A 14,401-nucleotide genomic window follows, 5' to 3' on the forward strand; every position below is an offset into this window, starting at 1 on the left:
AACGCTGAACGCGGCTAGCGGCGTGCCCTGGCCTTCTCTTTCAATGCCTTCTTGTGCAACTTTCGTGCCGAGGTGATCAGGTCGACCCCGTCGGGTCCCCACATCAATCTCATGAAGTAGCGCTCGACGGGTCCGCGCTGGAGAATCCAGGCGAGCGGAAGAATTCGCGTACGTGCGCGCCGCGCCGCCTCGATCTGCTCCGGGGTCTTGTTCAACTCCACCTGTGCCTTGGCGGGCAAAGCGCCGGTGACGGCAACCCCGAGTTTTCCGTAGAGAAACATGAGCGGCTTACGCGGCAGCTTGTGCGAGGGAATGGTGTTGCCTGCGATGGCTTTCCCATTGACTTTTCGATAGTCCTCGCCCGTCTCCGGGTGGATGGCGATGGTGTCGCTGTGGGTGAAGAGGTCTTCGTATTTGGTGTACAGCGCGGACAGTTCCGCCATCGTCTTCGGGATCTCGTTCTCGTCCGCGCCGTGCAGCCGGCAGTACGCGGCCGTCTCGGCCATGAACTGATCGCGCGTCTCAGGAGGAAGCCGTTTCGGCAGACGGAAGCCGCGGAAAGCGAATGCCTCGTACACCCTCAGCATCGGGTGCATCTCCGTCAGGGCAGCCCACAGGGATTCGCGTGGTCCCGCGGCCGCGTAGCCTCCGAGCTCGGGATGGCCCACGTCGATGATGTCACCGGCGACCTTCGTGTGGATCTTGTGCAAGTGCTTGGCCATGCGCTCGGCTGTGGCGGTGTCGCCGAGCCATAGCGGTAGGTGCATCCCCGCTCCGCGTGATGCTCGCTCGAACGCGTCGAAGATCGTGAGCGTGCCTGCGCGACCCTTGCGGCTGATCGGCTCCCAGTCCCGCACACCCGCGACGATCGGCTTGTAGATGTCTTGCATCTGAGCCTGACCTGCATGGTGAAATGTGATGATGGCTGGGTGCAGCAGGACATCCCACACGACGCTGCCGGGTCCGAAAATCCCGTAATCAGGAGTTCCGTCCTCCTTGAGTGACCCGCCCGCAGGAACCGGTTGCCCGAAGCGCCGCCAGCGCCGCTCGGTGCCGAGCAGATGCTCCTTGGTGACCTCTTCGCCCGGACGCGGGTCTCGCAGTGTTTGTGGGGCTGCGCACATCGCTTACTCCCTAGTTGAATCAATTCCCGACCGGGAATTATTATGATGTGACGTTAAGCTCACCGAAGGTGAATCGTCAAGCCCGCACCGGTAGCCGGTGCGGAGAAGGGCTACACATGCCGTCAGTCGAACCGCGCATCCCATCCGCAGCACCACGAACACGCGGACGACGCGCAGGGATCGACCTCGACCTGATCATCGAGGCCGCGCGTTCGTTGAGCCCCGCTGATCTGACGATGCAAGCAGTGGCCGATCGACTCGGGGTGGACCGAAAATCGGTCAACCATCACGTCACCGATCGAGACACACTGCTGGCGTTGGTCGCTCGGGAAGCGTTCCTCGAACATTTCGTCACCGTCCGTATCGACGCCGATGCCACGTGGCAATCGGCGTGCCGAACCTATGCCGCAGGTCTGGTGGAGAGCATCGTCGCTGCCGGACCGCTCGCCGGTCGGCTTCGCCTGGACGAGTCACGCGCGGCGACCTACATCGAGTCGTCGGAGGCCGTCGTCTCCAAGCTCCTCGGGGCAGGCCTGGACGACGAGGCAGCGCTCAGGCATCTGGTCCTGCTGACCAACATCTGCATGGCCTACGCGAGGGATGTGCATTTCGCGGCGGTCCGTGCCGAGAGTCGCCGAAGCGTGCTGGTGCGTACTGCCATCGCCGAGAGCGACTCCGCTCGATTTCCGAACCTCGCACGGATGACGTCGGCCGGCATCGATACCTATGATTCGAGCCAGCTCCAGCTCGGCATAGAGATGTTCATCCGCGGGCTCGAATCCACACTCGACAACGCCGAACTCGACGACGCCGAAGCGTAACTGCAGCAACACCGGAACTGCTTCGCGGACATGACCCGCGGAGCAGTTCCGGTGTCTGCTGTTACTCGGTGCCTACTGCTCGAATTCAGGCTGCCGTAGCGGCGGAGCGATCGGCAAGTGCCTGCTTGTGCAGTGCGCGAGCGGACTCGATCAAGTGGACCCCGTCCGGACCCCACATCAGGCGCATGAAGTAACGCTCGATGGGGGGTTGCTGCATCAGGAAAACGATGGGGAGCACGAGCTTCGACGACAGCACCGCGATCTTCTGCTTGAGTGCGCTCTGGCCGATGCTCTGACGCACTTTGCGCGACAGCAGACCCGAGGTCGGCAGTTGAAAGAGCACTGCTTGAATCATCAGTGGCCCGATTGCGCGTACCTGTGAGATGTGAAAGTTCTCGATCATCACTTTCGCCATCATCTTCTGATAGTCGTCGCCGGCGTCGGGCGAGATGTTCATCGTCTCGGTGTCGCCGAACAATTCGTCGTACTTCTCGTACAGCGCGGCGAGTTCCGCCATCGTCGTGGGAATCTCGTCGTCCACGGGAACGCCGTGAAGCCGGACGTACGCACTCGATTCGAGCATGAACTGATCCCGAGTTTCGGCGGGAAGTCGGCGTGGCAGCTTGCCGCCGCGGAAAGCGAATGCCTCGTACACCCTCAACATCGGATGCATTTCGGTGAGCGCCGCCCACATGGCATCCCTGGGCTCGCTGGCGGCGTAACCACCGAGTTCCGGCTCGCCGACGTCGATGACATCGCCTGCCACACGTTTGTGAATGTTGTGCAGATGCTTTGCCATCAACTTCGCGGTTGCTGTGTCCCCGAGCCACATCGGAGCATGCATGCCCGCATTTCGCTGCAATCTTTCGAACGAGTCGAAGAAGGTCAACGTACCGGCGCGACCTTTGCGCACGATCGGATCGCGGTCACGAATTCCGGCATGAATCGGCTTGTACTTGGTCTGCATGAACGCTTGGACGGAATTGTGGAAAACGATCGTGGCTGGATGGAGCAGGACCTCCCACACCACACTTCCGGGCCCGAACAGACCGTAGTCCGGAGTGCCGTCCTCGTTGAGCGAGCCGCCGGCAGGCACCGGCTCGCCGAATCGCCTCCACCGGCTTTCCTTGCCGAGCAGTCGTTCCTTGGTGAGGACGACCTCGACAGGCTTCTTGGCTGCGGGTTCGTTGCCGCCCGGTTCCTTGTCGCCCGAAACTTTGTCGCCATTGGTGACAGTGGCCACGGTGCATCCTTTCGATGTGCCTTAATTCCCGATCGGGGATTGCTGGGGTCGACAGTAGGCGGGCCCGTCCTCGGCCGTCAAGGAATGAAGCGATGAAAACTGCAACTCGTTTCGGGGGATCGGCGGTGCCGGCCGTTCGGGAGTGAGTGCGACCGGCACCACCGCGACGCAGCTAGTGCGTGCGCGGTTCGTCGTCGACGACAGTGATGGCCGCGGTCGGGCACATGCTCGCCGCCTCGCGGGTCGAAACGTGCTGTGAGTCGACGGGTTCGGATTCCAGCACGACGACGATGCCGTCCTCGTCTCGTTGGTCGAACACGTCCGGTGCGACCATGACGCACTGTCCCGCGCCGCAGCATTTGTGTTCGTCGGCGATGACTTTCATCGGGTAGTCCTTTCTCGTGCGGTGCCCTGTGGTGTGGTGCCCTGTGATGTGGTGCCCTGTGATGTGGAGCCCTGCTGTCGTGTGCTCACCATGCGACGGGAAGCTCGCGGAGACCGCCGACCAGAAGCCCCTCCACTCGTTCGAGATCGGAGGTTTCGATTGCCAGCCTCAGGGTGGGGAGCTTGTCGAGTAGCACGGTCAGCACGACTTGAAGCTCCGTGCGCGCCAATGCCTGACCGAGGCAGGAGTGCGGTCCGGCCCCGAACACGAGGTGGGGATTGGGGCTCCGCCCGAGGTTCATGCCGTCGGCGTTCTCGAAGATGTCCCCGTCGCGATTGGCCGAAGACTGACTGCAGATGACCGTGGTGCCCTTGGGTACTACGGTGCTGCCGAGTTCGATGTCTTCGCTGACGTAGCGCCGTAGTCCGAATCCGAGGTTCACATCCAGTCGGAGTGCTTCCTCGACGGCAGTCCTGACGAGCGCCGGATCCGCCAGCAGTTGCTCCCAGTGCGACCGGTCCGCGAGGAGTATCGCGACCATCTTGCTGATCATCCGAGCGGTGGTCTCGTGGCCAGCGAGAAGCAGACCGACTCCGGTGGAGACGAGTTGTTCGTTGGTCAGTCCCTCGTCGTCCGCTTCGCTGTCGGCGATCAGCATGCTCAGAAGATCGTCGGCCGGTTCGGCTCGCTTGGAATCGACGTGGCTGGACATGTACTCGAAGAACTCGGTCTGTGCGGCTTCGGACTCTTCCGCGGAGTATCGCGAGATACTCAGCATGGCGTCGGACCAGCGCGAGAATCGGTGTCGATCTTCGGCGGGTACTCCGAGCATCTCGCAGATCACGAACACCGGAAGGGGAAATCCGAGGGAGGCGGCAAGGTCGGCCGGTTGGCCGCCTTCGATCATCTGATCCACCAATCTCTCCGCCATTTCCGTCATCGACGGACGCAGCGCGGTCATGCGCTTGGCGGTGAACCATTTTCCTACGCGACGACGCCACAGCGAGTGGCCTTCACCCTCACCCGAGATGGACATCAGCGACCCGCCGGTCGCGATGGTGCCCGCGGTGTCGCCGGCAGTGAGCCGGGCCGAATGGTCTTCGACGCCGGGTCTGGTGAAGCGCGGATCCGACATCAGCTGCTTCACGTGCTCGTGCTTGGTGAGAAGTACCGCCTCGTCGCCGCTCGGCAGTTCCACCCTGGCCACGGGGCACTGCTGCCGCAGCCGTTCCCATTCCTCCGGTGCGTCGAGGGCTCCCTGGTAGTCCAAGGGATATTTCAGTGCTTGATCCTGACTCAAGTGACTTCTCCTCGTTGCTGTCGTCTGTTCGCCGCTGCGCGAATGAGCGCGTTTGTAATCAGTTGACGACTTACACGTTAGGCGTTTGCGGAGATATGTCAACGCCTGACTACTTGTAAATGTCGATGCCACCGGCAAGTCCGGGTCCATTGGTTAGACTCGGCGGACAAACCGGACGTATTCGCTGAAAACGGAGATTCGACGACCACATGGAGAAGGTGCTACCGACCGGCGAACCCCGGCGTCGCGACGCGGTTGCCACACGAGCGGCGCTGCTGACTGCGGCGCGGTCACTGATAGGCCGCCGCGGCATCGACAACACCAGCACGCGCGAAGTGGCATTGGTGGCCGGCGTCAACCAGGCGCTCGTCTACCGATACTTCGGATCGAGAGAGAAGCTGATCGTCGAGGCGCTGGGGAGCGGTAGTGCCGAACTGCTCGACACCATCGCCGCGGTGGACTCGAGCGAGATACCGGGCGCACTGCTGAGGGGGATATTGCAGGCCACCACTGCAGACGACGGAAGCGTCAGTAGTTTGTCGACGCTGGCGACGTCGGCGCACAACGACGCGTTGAGGCCGGTCATTCGCCAGAGAATCGAGGCTCTCACCGAGTCCGTCTCGGCCAGGCTCGACGAGCCGGATTCGGCGCTGCGAGCCGAGCTGCTGGTAGCCGTCGGGATCGGAGTGGCGGTCATGCGGGAGAAGATCGGCACGCACGCGTTGGTGGACGCCGACGATGCGACCCTGCACGAGTACGTCGACCGAATGTGCGCCCTGTTGGTCGCGGATGGATCGCCGCGCCCCTGAACCGGCTGCGAGGCCCCGGCGCGCGGACGAGTCCGCTCATTCCAGCAGTGTTGCAAGTACGCGTTCCAAGTCGGCCAGGTCGGTGTGCGACAGCTTCAGGAATGCCTGCGGCGGTGTGGCGAGAGCGCGGTCGGCACGAGCGGCAATGTCGCGGCCCTGCTCGGTCAGTTCGACGAGTCGTCGCCGGCGATCCAGGGGGTCCTCGGTCCGTATCAGTAACCCGCGAGACTCCAACTCGCGCAAGGTGATCGAGACGTACGGCGGATCCGACCCGATGATCTGCGCGAGGGTACCTGCCGACATCGGCCCGGATTGCAGACGGCGGAGCAATTTACATCGGAAGAAGCTGATTCCGGTCGCTGCGACGACAGCGCCGTGAGGGTCGGATCTGTCGAACATCAGGGTCCGCAGATCGCGCCAGAGTTCCTCGGCGCTCATGACACCGTCACCGGCGCACGGTCGGCGACGCGCCGTGCCGTGCCCTTCGCCCATTCGCCCGTCGTCACCAGCGCCAACAACAGCACCACGCCGCCGGCGCCCATCATGACGAACCACGCGGGACGGGCCGCGTCGACGAATCCGTCCGCGAAGCTGCCGGTCAGGCCTGCGGTGACGATCGAGCCCACCACGGCGACGCCGAGCGTCTGGCCGATCTGGCGACTCGTCGAGGCGACCGCAGAGGCCACACCGGCTTGGCTACGCGGCATACCGGATACGGCGGTGTTCGTGATCGGCGCATTCACCATCCCGAAGCCGATCCCGAAGATGATGTACGGCAACGCAAGCCATGCGAACGAGGTATCCGCTCCGAGTCGTGTCAGCATCGCCCCGGACACGACGAAACCGATTCCGGCCACCACCAACGACGTCCGCGGTCCACGAGATCCGGTGAGCCGTCCCGAGATCGGAGCCAGCACCAGCGTCATCAATGCCATGGGCAGGGTGTACAGCCCGGCGTGCAGCGGTGAATATCCGCGTACGTCCTGCAGATACAAGGTATTGAGGAACAGGAAACCGCCGAGTGAGGCGAAGGAACAGACGGCGATGATCGTGGCGCCGGAGAACGGAACGGACCGAAAGAAGCCGAGATCCACGAGAGGTTCCGTCTGTCGCGATTCGACGAACAGGAACGCAAGCAGTGACACCACGGCAACGAAACCCGATGCAAGGATCGTCGGCGACGACCATCCCTCGGTCGGTGCTTCGATGATGGTGAAGACCACGCTCGCGAGCAAGGCGATCATCAGGACTTGCCCGACGGGATCGAATCTGCGTGCGTGGGCTGCCTTGGACTCGGGCACGAATCTCCACGTCGCATACAGCGCCGCCAGCCCGAGCGGGACGTTCACCCAGAAGATCGACTGCCATCCGGCGGAGGTCACGAGTGCTCCGCCGATCAAAGGGCCGCCCGCCATCGAGATTCCGACGACGCCGCCCCAGACACCGATGGCGCCCGCCCGCTCCTTCGGGTCCGTGAAGGTGTTGGTGATGATCGACATCGCAACGGGGTTCATCATCGATCCGCCGACGGCCTGCACCATGCGGAACGCGACGAGCCATCCGAGCGAGGGCGCGACGCTGCACAGCAGTGAACCGGCGACGAACGTGGCGGTGCCGATCATGAAGAAACGCTTTCGGCCGAATCGATCCGCGCTCGATCCGCCGAGCATCAACAGGGAGGCCAGCACGAGGGTGTAGGCGTCGATGATCCACTGAAGTCCGGAGACCGACGCGTTCAGGTCGGTGCGGATCGAGGGAAGTGCGACATTGACGATGGTGTTGTCGATGCTCACGAGGAACAGGCTCATGCAACAGATCGCCAACACGAGATATCGATGCCGTGTGGTCAGTTCGCTCATCTTCGTCCAATACTTGTAGCACTACAATTATTAGCTAGAGTATGTAACTGATGGTGCCACTCGGGCAAGTTCGGCGTTCCCAAGTTTCAGTACGAAGAGTTTCCCCGCGACGAATTCGACTACAACGAGTTTCACTTCGGCGAGTTCGGGATACATGGATGTCGTGGCTGAGCGAGGGGCCAGGCCCCAGGTATCCCTGATTCGTCGAACGATGCTGCGTGCGGTTCGACTGTTGTTCAATCCTCTGCGACCCGACGACTACCTGTCGATGATCAATCCCCTGTGGACGACGCGGGAGCTCAGAGGCCAGGTAGAACGGGTTGCGCCCGAGGGCTCGGAGGCGGTCTCGGTGTACGTCAGACCGGGGTTCGAGTGGGGCGGGCACAAGCCGGGGCAGTACGTGCGGCTCGGTGTGCTCATCGACGGTCGCTATCACTGGCGGGCGTACTCGCTGACCTCTGATCCCGACCCGGTCGACGGTCTGGTCAGCGTCAGCCCGAAATTGGTTCCCGAGGGCACGGTGTCGCCGTATCTGGTGGGAACCATCAGGGCTGGCGATATCGTGCGCCTCAGCGAAGTGGAGGGGGAGTTCGTGCTACCGGACCCGCTTCCCGGCAAATTGGTCTTCATCAGCGCTGGAAGCGGCATCACACCCATCATCAGCATGCTTCGTAGCCTCGACCACCACGATCGGATCACCGACGTCGTGGTCGTACATTCGGTGCATGCGCGCGAGCAACTCATGTTCGCGGACGCACTCGACGAACTGGATGCCAAACACGAGGGGTTCACCCTGAAGCTCCGTATCACCAGTGACGACGGCCGGATGAAAGCCGCGGAACTGGAGGAGCTGGTTCCGGACTGGCGAGAACGTGATGCTTTCTGCTCCGGCCCGGGCGAGCATCTCGACGACCTGCGTTCGTTCTGGAAGGAGCAGGGCGACCTGGAGAGATTTCACCACGAGAGTTTTCAACCCGTCATCGGTGGCAATTCCGACAGCGGTGCCGGCGGGACCATTGCATTCCTCGACAGCGAGACCACTGCGGAATGCGACGGTGGGACCACCATTCTGGCTGCGGGTGAGCAGGCCGGTCTCGACCTGACGTTCGGGTGTCGGATCGGCATCTGTCACACCTGCGTAGGAACGTTGAAGTCGGGCCGGATCCGCGATCTCCGGAACGGAGAGGTCTCCGAGCCGACCGGGCAGGCAGTGCGGGTATGCGTGCACACCGCAGAGGGCGACATAGAAATCGAACTGTAGTTTCTCGACTCCATCGAAAGAGGTATTCATGACTGTCGACGACACGACCAGGCGCGACTCGGTCAATCCGCTGGCGCACCTGAGTGACGACACCATCGCCGAACTCGCCAAGGAGTTCGACGCGATCCACGACGAGGTGTACGCGAGTCTGGGGGCGAAGGATCGCAAGTACATCACCTCGGTGATCGCCGCGCAGCGTCAGTTGCTCGTCGCAGGGCGAGTGTTGCTGTTGGGGTCGACCAGCAAACCCGCATGGATTGCGGGCACGGCGTGCCTGGGGGTTGCGAAGATCCTCGAGAACATGGAGATCGGGCACAACGTGATGCACGGCCAGTGGGATTGGATGAACGACCCGGAGATCCATTCTTCCGTATGGGACTGGGACACGGCGTCGACGGCGCAGTCGTGGAAGCACTCACACAACTATGTCCATCACACCTACACCAACATTCGCGGTAAGGACAAGGATCTCGGATACGAGATCATGCGAATCGACCCGAATCAGAAGTGGCATCCGATCTACCTCGCACAACCGTTCTACAACGTGCTGCTGATGGCCTTCTTCGAATGGGGTGTGGCACTGCACGATCTGGATATCGAGTCGATCCGGCGTGGTGAGAAGCCTGCCAAGGAAGTGCTCCGAGATCTGAAAGGCATTGCAGGAAAAGCGCGTCGGCAGTTCGTCAAGGACTACGTCGGGTGGCCCGTCATCAGCGCGGGCGCATTCGCGCTGGCGCAGCTGGGGTCGGGTGGCAGGCTGCGGGAGTCGAAGCGGTCGAGGATCGCCTCCAGGCTGCGTCGGTCGGGCCGGTTCGGAAGCGGCCGCGTGGAGTCGTTGTTGGACAACAGGTTCAGTGGTGTCGAGAGTACTTTCCTCGCGACGCTGGCAGCCAATTTCACCGCGAACATCATTCGCAACGTGTGGTCGCACGGAATCATCTTCTGCGGTCACTTCCCGGACCAGGCGTACACCTTCAGTCAGGAGGAGGTGGAGAACGAGACCCGCGGCGGGTGGTACGTCCGCCAACTCGTCGGAGCCGCCAACATCGACGGTGGTCCGCTGTTCCACCTGATGAGCGGCAATCTGAGCTACCAGGTGGAACATCACCTGTATCCGGACATGCCGAGTACCAGGTATTCGGAGGTGGCGCCGAAGATCAAGGACATCTGCGAGCGTTACCAGTTGCCGTACAACAGTGGACCGCTGATGCAACAGTGGGGCATGGTGCACCGCACCATCGCGCGTCTGGCATTCCCCGGAGGTAAGGCTCGTCCGAAGCCGGGGCCCTACCGGCCGGAGGAAGCGTGGCGGCGCAAGTTCACCGAAAGCCCGGTCGACAGTGAGGCAGCGCGATCACGCAGTCGGGTCCCCGCCGGGCACCCCGACGCAGGCCCGGAGCACAGCTCGGGTGGAGTGGACGTCGAGCCCCCACCGCGCGGCGACGACTGAACGCCGTCGTCGGTGCGTATACGATTCCGTCGGAGTTCCAACACCCGACGGAAGGCGTGAGAAGCGTGATCACCGGCAGCATCGTTGCAATTGTCACTCCCATGACGGAGACCGGCGAGATCGACCACAAGGCGCTCGAAGTGCTGGTGGAGCGCCAGGTGTCCGCGGGAACGTCGGCGATCGTATCGGTCGGGACCAGCGGGGAGGCGTCCACTCTGTCGGTGGCCGAACACACCGACGTCATTCGTCGCACGATCGATGTGGTCGCAGGCCGGGTTCCGGTCATCGCAGGGACCGGCGCCAACTCGACGAGCGAAGCGATCCACTTGACGAAGTCCGCGCACGCGGCGGGTGCCAACGGCGCCCTGCTGGTGACGCCGTACTACGTCAAGCCTCCACAGGAGGGTCTGTACCAGCACTTCCGTGCTGTCGCGGAGGCCGTGGACATCCCTCAGTACCTGTACAACGTTCCCTCGCGTACGGGATGCGACATGCTGCCGTCGACGGTCGCCCGCCTGGCAGAGGTCCCGAACATCGTGGGACTGAAGGAAGCAGCAGGCGACCTCGATCGCGTCCGCGACCTGGTGGCGCTGGGACTGGAGGATTTTGCCCTCTACTCCGGCGATGACGGCACCGCTCGTGCCAGCATGTTGGCGGGTTTCCACGGAAACATATCCGTGACCGCCAATGTCGCGCCGCGAGAGATGGCGCGCATGTGTGCGGCCGCGCTGGCCGGCGACGCCGAGTCGGCATCGGAGATCGACGCCGCTCTTGTCGGTCTGCACAGTGCACTGTTCGCGGAGCCCAACCCAATTCCGGTGAAGTGGGCGCTCGCCGAAATGGGTCTGATGCCCGGTGGCATCCGGCTGCCACTGGTACCGCTCGACCAGTGGCATCACGAGGACGTCCGTGCCGCTCTGCGGAGCGCCGGCCTGCTGGACTGAGGCTGTCGCTCGCGGTCCTACCGGCCGAGCTGGTTCCTGGGATTCTGCGGGATCTGTGTCGACTGCGGTGCGGCAAAACGCCTTTCGTAGCTCGCACGTTCTCGGTCGAGCTCGAGCTGCTTGTGATCGCTCTTGAGATCCGGCGACAACCCGTGCAGCTCCAGTCGTCTCGCACGGTTGAGATCCATGAATGCCAGCGTGTAGAACAACGCAAGCAGCACGCTGAGCAGGACCATCGCACCGCGCAGCCACAGAGGACCTGGAAAGAGCACCAGGAACGCCACGAAAATCGGAGTGAACGGCAGCAGTCCACGGATCAGGTGCCGCGGTACCGCCCGTGGGCCGACCAGGTCTCGGCGTACCCAGTCCTGCATCGAATTCGGCAGTGTCTTGCCGAAGACCGAGTACAGAAACCATTGGGCGAAATTGGGTCGTGCCGTGTTCTGCGAAGTCGTCATGCCGGAGGTTCCTATCCTCATGAGTCCAGTGCTCCTGCCGCAGTTGCGGCTTCGTTGATACGGGTCAACGCCGCGTGCAGCTTCTGAAGCTCCTCGACGTCGACACCGAGCTTGCCGACGACGGCAGCAGGAATTGCCTCGGCCTGCGCTCTCAGCGCTGCCCCTTCTGGCGTCAGATGAATATCGAGTACCCGCTCGTCCGCCGTGCTGCGGGTTCGGGTCAGCAGACCCGCGGCCTCCAGTCTCTTGAGCAGCGGCGAGAGAGTGGGAGAGTCCAGTTGCAGTGCACTCCCGACCGCCTTCACCGTGCGAGGGGACTGCTCCCACAGTGCCAGCATCACCAGGTACTGAGGGTGGGTAAGCCCCATGGGCTCGAGCAGTGGTCGGTAGATCGAGAGAACCGCTCTGTTGGTCACGGCCAACGCGAAACAGACCTGGCGATCGAGGGCCAGGGGGTCGTCGACCTGTGTATCGGTGGGCATGGGACCACCGTACTCGTATTTGAGTCGCGCACTAACTAGTTGTGCGTTAACTAACTGCCTGGGTGTGCCACACCCCGGATGGTGCAACCTTCCAGGCGGTCGGTCCGCGGGCGAGACTCGGTACATGACGAATAGAATCGACGAGACCACCGTGACCGAATGGGTAGAGGCATACGTCCACGCGTGGACCACCAATGATTCCGGCGACATCGAAGCACTGTTCGCCGAGACGGCCGAATATCACGAGAAGCCGTACACGACGGCGTGGATCGGACGGGACGCGGTCGTCGCAGGCTGGCAGGGCAGATGGGAGTGGCAGAGCGGAGGCTGGATGTTCGAATGGCAGATCGAGTCGATCGTCGGCAACGTCGCGGTGATCACCGGAATCGGACGCTACGACGAACTCGGCGACTTCGCCAACCATTGGACCGTCGCCTTCGACGACGCGGGGCTGTGCACACGCTTCGAGATGGTGAACGAAGAGTTGTAGGCGCTGCAGGCGGCGTGTGTGCGGATTGCGATAATGGAGCGCTGCGTGCAATTCGCGGCGGGCGGGAAGTCGCTCGAAAGAAGAAGGCAGTAGAGGAGCGGAACGAATGTCTACACTCTCGTACGTCATAGCGGGCTCGGAAGCCACCGGCGGTGCAGGCCTACAGGCAGACCTGAAGACTTTCGAACAGCTCGGTGTCTACGGAGTGGGAACCATCACCTGCATCGTTTCCTTCGACCCGAAATCGGACTGGGGCCACCGGTTCGTTCCGATTGCAGGCCAGGTCATCGCGGATCAAATCGAAGCTGCGACGTCCGCCCACGATCTCGACGTCGTCAAGATCGGCATGCTCGGGACCCCGGAGACCGTCGCCACCGTCGCCGCGTCCCTTCGGCAGCAGAGTTGGCGGCACGTCGTCGTCGACCCCGTTCTCATCTGCAAGGGGCAGGAACCGGGTGCTGCGCTCGATACGGACAACGCGCTGCGCACCGACATCTTGCCGCTGGCCACCGTCATCACTCCCAATCTCTTCGAAGCACGCACGCTCGCCGGTATGGACTCGATCGACACCGTCGACGATCTGTCCGAGGCCGCTCGCCGTATCGCGGACCTCGGGCCGCGATACGTGGTGGTCAAAGGTGGCGCAGGACTACCGGGAGACGACGCCGTCGACGTGATGTTCGACGGCACCGAGGTGACCGTGTTGCGCGCGCCGAAGATCGGAAACGAACGGGTCTCCGGGGCAGGGTGCGTGTTCGCTGCGGCGATCACAGCCGAATTGTCCAAGGGCGCATCGGTTCTCGACGCGGTGACAACCGCCAAGAAGTTCGCGCACGACGGTATCGTCGGCCGGTTGACCACCAACGCACCGTTCGCCGCTGTCGGGTGGCAGGCCTAGCCCTCACACGGCAGATCGGTTGCCGTCGAGGATGTTTCGCGCGGTACTGATCGCCAGCGGGAGCGCCCGGTCGAGTGGTGCCTTCCTGAATTCGGTCGAGAGAATTTCGACGCCCCAGGTTCCCTCGTAGCCGATCTCCCGCAGCACCTCGACCAGACCTGTGAGGTCGAAAGACCCCTCGCCACACAGTCGGCGATTGTCCATCGTGTCGGTGAAGAGGTCGCCGACGACGTTCCGATCGGCGTCGTCGAGTTCGACGCCGAACACTATGTCCGCAGTGAGAGATTCGCGCAGCTCGGCAAGTGAGGTGCCCGCGCGGAAGACATGCCAGGCGTCGACGACGAGTCCGCAGCCGGGGTGGCCGGTCGACCTCGCGAGATCGGCGCCGGCGGGCACCGTCGAGATAATCGAGAACGGCATCGGTTCGATGGCGATGCGCGTGCCGTGGGAGACCGCGTCACGGGTCAGTTCGAGTAGCGATTCGGCATACTGCTCCAGCTCACGCGGCGGTGCATTCTCCGATCCGATCTTGATGTGCGTCGGGCCGAGGGCGTCTGCGGCCTCGAACAGAAGGTTCCTGGTGGCGTAGGTGTGTCCGTCGTGGCCTTGCGGAATCCACCACCTCTCGAGCAGTTCGATCTCGACATATTTCAATCCTGCACGATCGAGCATTTTTCGAAGTCGGTCGAAGCCGATGTCGGCTCTGATGTGGGCCAGGTCGTCGGCAACGATGCCCATGCCTGCGAAGCCGGCAACGGCAACGGCAGCGATCCGGTCCTCGATCGGAATCGGGCTGGAGGCGGGCGAGCGGTCGGGGCGCACGTCGCCTGCGGACGTCCAACACGCTGCGATCATTTCTGTCGTCACCGTCGTATTC

General features: G+C 62.9%; 16 protein-coding genes. 7 read left to right on the plus strand and 9 right to left on the minus strand.

Annotated elements, in window-relative coordinates; genetic code table 11:
• Positions 1-14: 14 nt before the first annotated feature.
• Complete coding sequence (locus RY1_RS09480; RefSeq protein WP_072803276.1) at positions 15-1,124, minus strand: oxygenase MpaB family protein; 1,110 nt, start codon at positions 1,122-1,124, stop codon at positions 15-17.
• A gap of 116 nt (positions 1,125-1,240) precedes the next feature.
• Here RY1_RS09480 and RY1_RS09485 point away from each other — a divergent pair, with 116 nt between their 5' ends.
• Positions 1,241-1,945, plus strand: a complete 705-nt coding sequence (locus tag RY1_RS09485) for a TetR/AcrR family transcriptional regulator C-terminal domain-containing protein (protein WP_072803277.1) — start codon at positions 1,241-1,243, stop codon at positions 1,943-1,945.
• An 85-nt stretch (positions 1,946-2,030) separates the two neighbouring features.
• On the opposite strand, the gene RY1_RS09490 is transcribed toward RY1_RS09485, so the two are convergent.
• The 3 genes from RY1_RS09490 to RY1_RS09500 form a co-directional block, all read right to left on the minus strand.
• Entirely contained in the window at positions 2,031-3,188 is a 1,158-nt protein-coding gene (locus tag RY1_RS09490; protein WP_072803278.1) for an oxygenase MpaB family protein, read from the minus strand.
• A gap of 172 nt (positions 3,189-3,360) precedes the next feature.
• Positions 3,361-3,573 carry a ferredoxin gene (locus tag RY1_RS09495; RefSeq protein WP_072803279.1) on the minus strand — a complete coding sequence of 71 codons (213 nt, stop codon included), beginning with the start codon at positions 3,571-3,573 and terminating at the stop codon, positions 3,361-3,363.
• An 85-nt stretch (positions 3,574-3,658) separates the two neighbouring features.
• A complete protein-coding gene (locus RY1_RS09500) occupies positions 3,659-4,873 on the minus strand; it encodes a cytochrome P450 (RefSeq protein ID WP_072803280.1) in 1,215 nt (404 codons plus the stop codon).
• Positions 4,874-5,082: 209 nt separating this feature from the next.
• On the opposite strand from RY1_RS09500, the gene RY1_RS09505 reads away from it, so the two are divergent.
• Complete coding sequence (locus RY1_RS09505; protein ID WP_072803281.1) at positions 5,083-5,682, plus strand: TetR/AcrR family transcriptional regulator; 600 nt, start codon at positions 5,083-5,085, stop codon at positions 5,680-5,682.
• Positions 5,683-5,718: 36 nt separating this feature from the next.
• On the opposite strand, the gene RY1_RS09510 is transcribed toward RY1_RS09505, so the two are convergent.
• Positions 5,719-6,120 carry a MarR family winged helix-turn-helix transcriptional regulator gene (locus RY1_RS09510; protein ID WP_072803282.1) on the minus strand — a complete coding sequence of 134 codons (402 nt, stop codon included), beginning with the start codon at positions 6,118-6,120 and terminating at the stop codon, positions 5,719-5,721.
• Entirely contained in the window at positions 6,117-7,541 is a 1,425-nt protein-coding gene (locus RY1_RS09515; protein WP_072803283.1) for an MFS transporter, read from the minus strand. The genes RY1_RS09510 and RY1_RS09515 overlap by 4 nt, the downstream gene beginning before the upstream one ends.
• Before the next feature lie 163 nt (positions 7,542-7,704).
• Between RY1_RS09515 and RY1_RS09520 the strand changes: the two genes are divergently transcribed.
• The 3 genes from RY1_RS09520 to dapA all read left to right on the plus strand — a co-directional run bounded on the left by RY1_RS09520 (position 7,705) and on the right by dapA (position 11,196).
• Positions 7,705-8,802, plus strand: a complete 1,098-nt coding sequence (locus tag RY1_RS09520) for a ferredoxin reductase (RefSeq protein WP_245819573.1) — start codon at positions 7,705-7,707, stop codon at positions 8,800-8,802.
• A gap of 28 nt (positions 8,803-8,830) precedes the next feature.
• A complete protein-coding gene (locus RY1_RS09525) occupies positions 8,831-10,252 on the plus strand; it encodes a fatty acid desaturase family protein (RefSeq protein WP_072803285.1) in 1,422 nt (473 codons plus the stop codon).
• Positions 10,253-10,317: 65 nt separating this feature from the next.
• Positions 10,318-11,196 carry a 4-hydroxy-tetrahydrodipicolinate synthase gene (gene dapA / locus RY1_RS09530; RefSeq protein WP_072803417.1) on the plus strand — a complete coding sequence of 293 codons (879 nt, stop codon included), beginning with the start codon at positions 10,318-10,320 and terminating at the stop codon, positions 11,194-11,196.
• A gap of 17 nt (positions 11,197-11,213) precedes the next feature.
• Here dapA and RY1_RS09535 read toward each other — a convergent pair whose 3' ends face one another.
• Both RY1_RS09535 and RY1_RS09540 read right to left on the minus strand, forming a co-directional pair.
• Complete coding sequence (locus RY1_RS09535; RefSeq protein WP_072803418.1) at positions 11,214-11,654, minus strand: DUF5313 family protein; 441 nt, start codon at positions 11,652-11,654, stop codon at positions 11,214-11,216.
• A 17-nt stretch (positions 11,655-11,671) separates the two neighbouring features.
• Positions 11,672-12,136 carry a MarR family winged helix-turn-helix transcriptional regulator gene (locus tag RY1_RS09540; protein ID WP_072803286.1) on the minus strand — a complete coding sequence of 155 codons (465 nt, stop codon included), beginning with the start codon at positions 12,134-12,136 and terminating at the stop codon, positions 11,672-11,674.
• A gap of 124 nt (positions 12,137-12,260) precedes the next feature.
• Here RY1_RS09540 and RY1_RS09545 point away from each other — a divergent pair, with 124 nt between their 5' ends.
• Together RY1_RS09545 and thiD are read left to right on the plus strand one after the other, a co-directional pair.
• Positions 12,261-12,626 (plus strand): nuclear transport factor 2 family protein, encoded by a 366-nt coding sequence (locus tag RY1_RS09545; RefSeq protein ID WP_072803287.1) that lies wholly within the window; start codon positions 12,261-12,263, stop codon positions 12,624-12,626.
• 106 nt (positions 12,627-12,732) lie between these two features.
• On the plus strand, positions 12,733-13,524 hold the full coding sequence (gene thiD / locus RY1_RS09550; protein ID WP_072803288.1) for a bifunctional hydroxymethylpyrimidine kinase/phosphomethylpyrimidine kinase: 792 nt from the start codon (positions 12,733-12,735) through the stop codon (positions 13,522-13,524).
• 3 nt (positions 13,525-13,527) lie between these two features.
• On the opposite strand, the gene RY1_RS09555 is transcribed toward thiD, so the two are convergent.
• A complete protein-coding gene (locus RY1_RS09555; RefSeq protein ID WP_245819574.1) occupies positions 13,528-14,391 on the minus strand; it encodes a sugar phosphate isomerase/epimerase family protein in 864 nt (287 codons plus the stop codon).
• Positions 14,392-14,401 lie beyond the last annotated feature (10 nt).

The sequence above is a fragment of the Rhodococcus yunnanensis NBRC 103083 genome (genome assembly GCF_001895005.1).
Taxonomy (GTDB): domain Bacteria; phylum Actinomycetota; class Actinomycetes; order Mycobacteriales; family Mycobacteriaceae; genus Rhodococcoides; species Rhodococcoides yunnanense.

Excerpts from the sequence above, each read along its gene's own strand:
- RY1_RS09480 (WP_072803276.1), bottom strand. The coding sequence starts at position 1,124 with ATGTGCGCAGCCCCACAAACACTGCGAGACCCGCGTCCGGGCGAAGAG.
- RY1_RS09485 (WP_072803277.1), top strand. The coding sequence starts at position 1,241 with ATGCCGTCAGTCGAACCGCGCATCCCATCCGCAGCACCACGAACACGC.
- RY1_RS09495 (WP_072803279.1), bottom strand. The coding sequence starts at position 3,573 with ATGAAAGTCATCGCCGACGAACACAAATGCTGCGGCGCGGGACAGTGC.
- RY1_RS09505 (WP_072803281.1), top strand. The coding sequence starts at position 5,083 with ATGGAGAAGGTGCTACCGACCGGCGAACCCCGGCGTCGCGACGCGGTT.
- RY1_RS09510 (WP_072803282.1), bottom strand. The coding sequence starts at position 6,120 with ATGAGCGCCGAGGAACTCTGGCGCGATCTGCGGACCCTGATGTTCGAC.
- RY1_RS09515 (WP_072803283.1), bottom strand. The coding sequence starts at position 7,541 with ATGAGCGAACTGACCACACGGCATCGATATCTCGTGTTGGCGATCTGT.
- RY1_RS09525 (WP_072803285.1), top strand. The coding sequence starts at position 8,831 with ATGACTGTCGACGACACGACCAGGCGCGACTCGGTCAATCCGCTGGCG.
- RY1_RS09535 (WP_072803418.1), bottom strand. The coding sequence starts at position 11,654 with ATGACGACTTCGCAGAACACGGCACGACCCAATTTCGCCCAATGGTTT.
- RY1_RS09540 (WP_072803286.1), bottom strand. The coding sequence starts at position 12,136 with ATGCCCACCGATACACAGGTCGACGACCCCCTGGCCCTCGATCGCCAG.
- RY1_RS09545 (WP_072803287.1), top strand. The coding sequence starts at position 12,261 with ATGACGAATAGAATCGACGAGACCACCGTGACCGAATGGGTAGAGGCA.
- thiD (WP_072803288.1), top strand. The coding sequence starts at position 12,733 with ATGTCTACACTCTCGTACGTCATAGCGGGCTCGGAAGCCACCGGCGGT.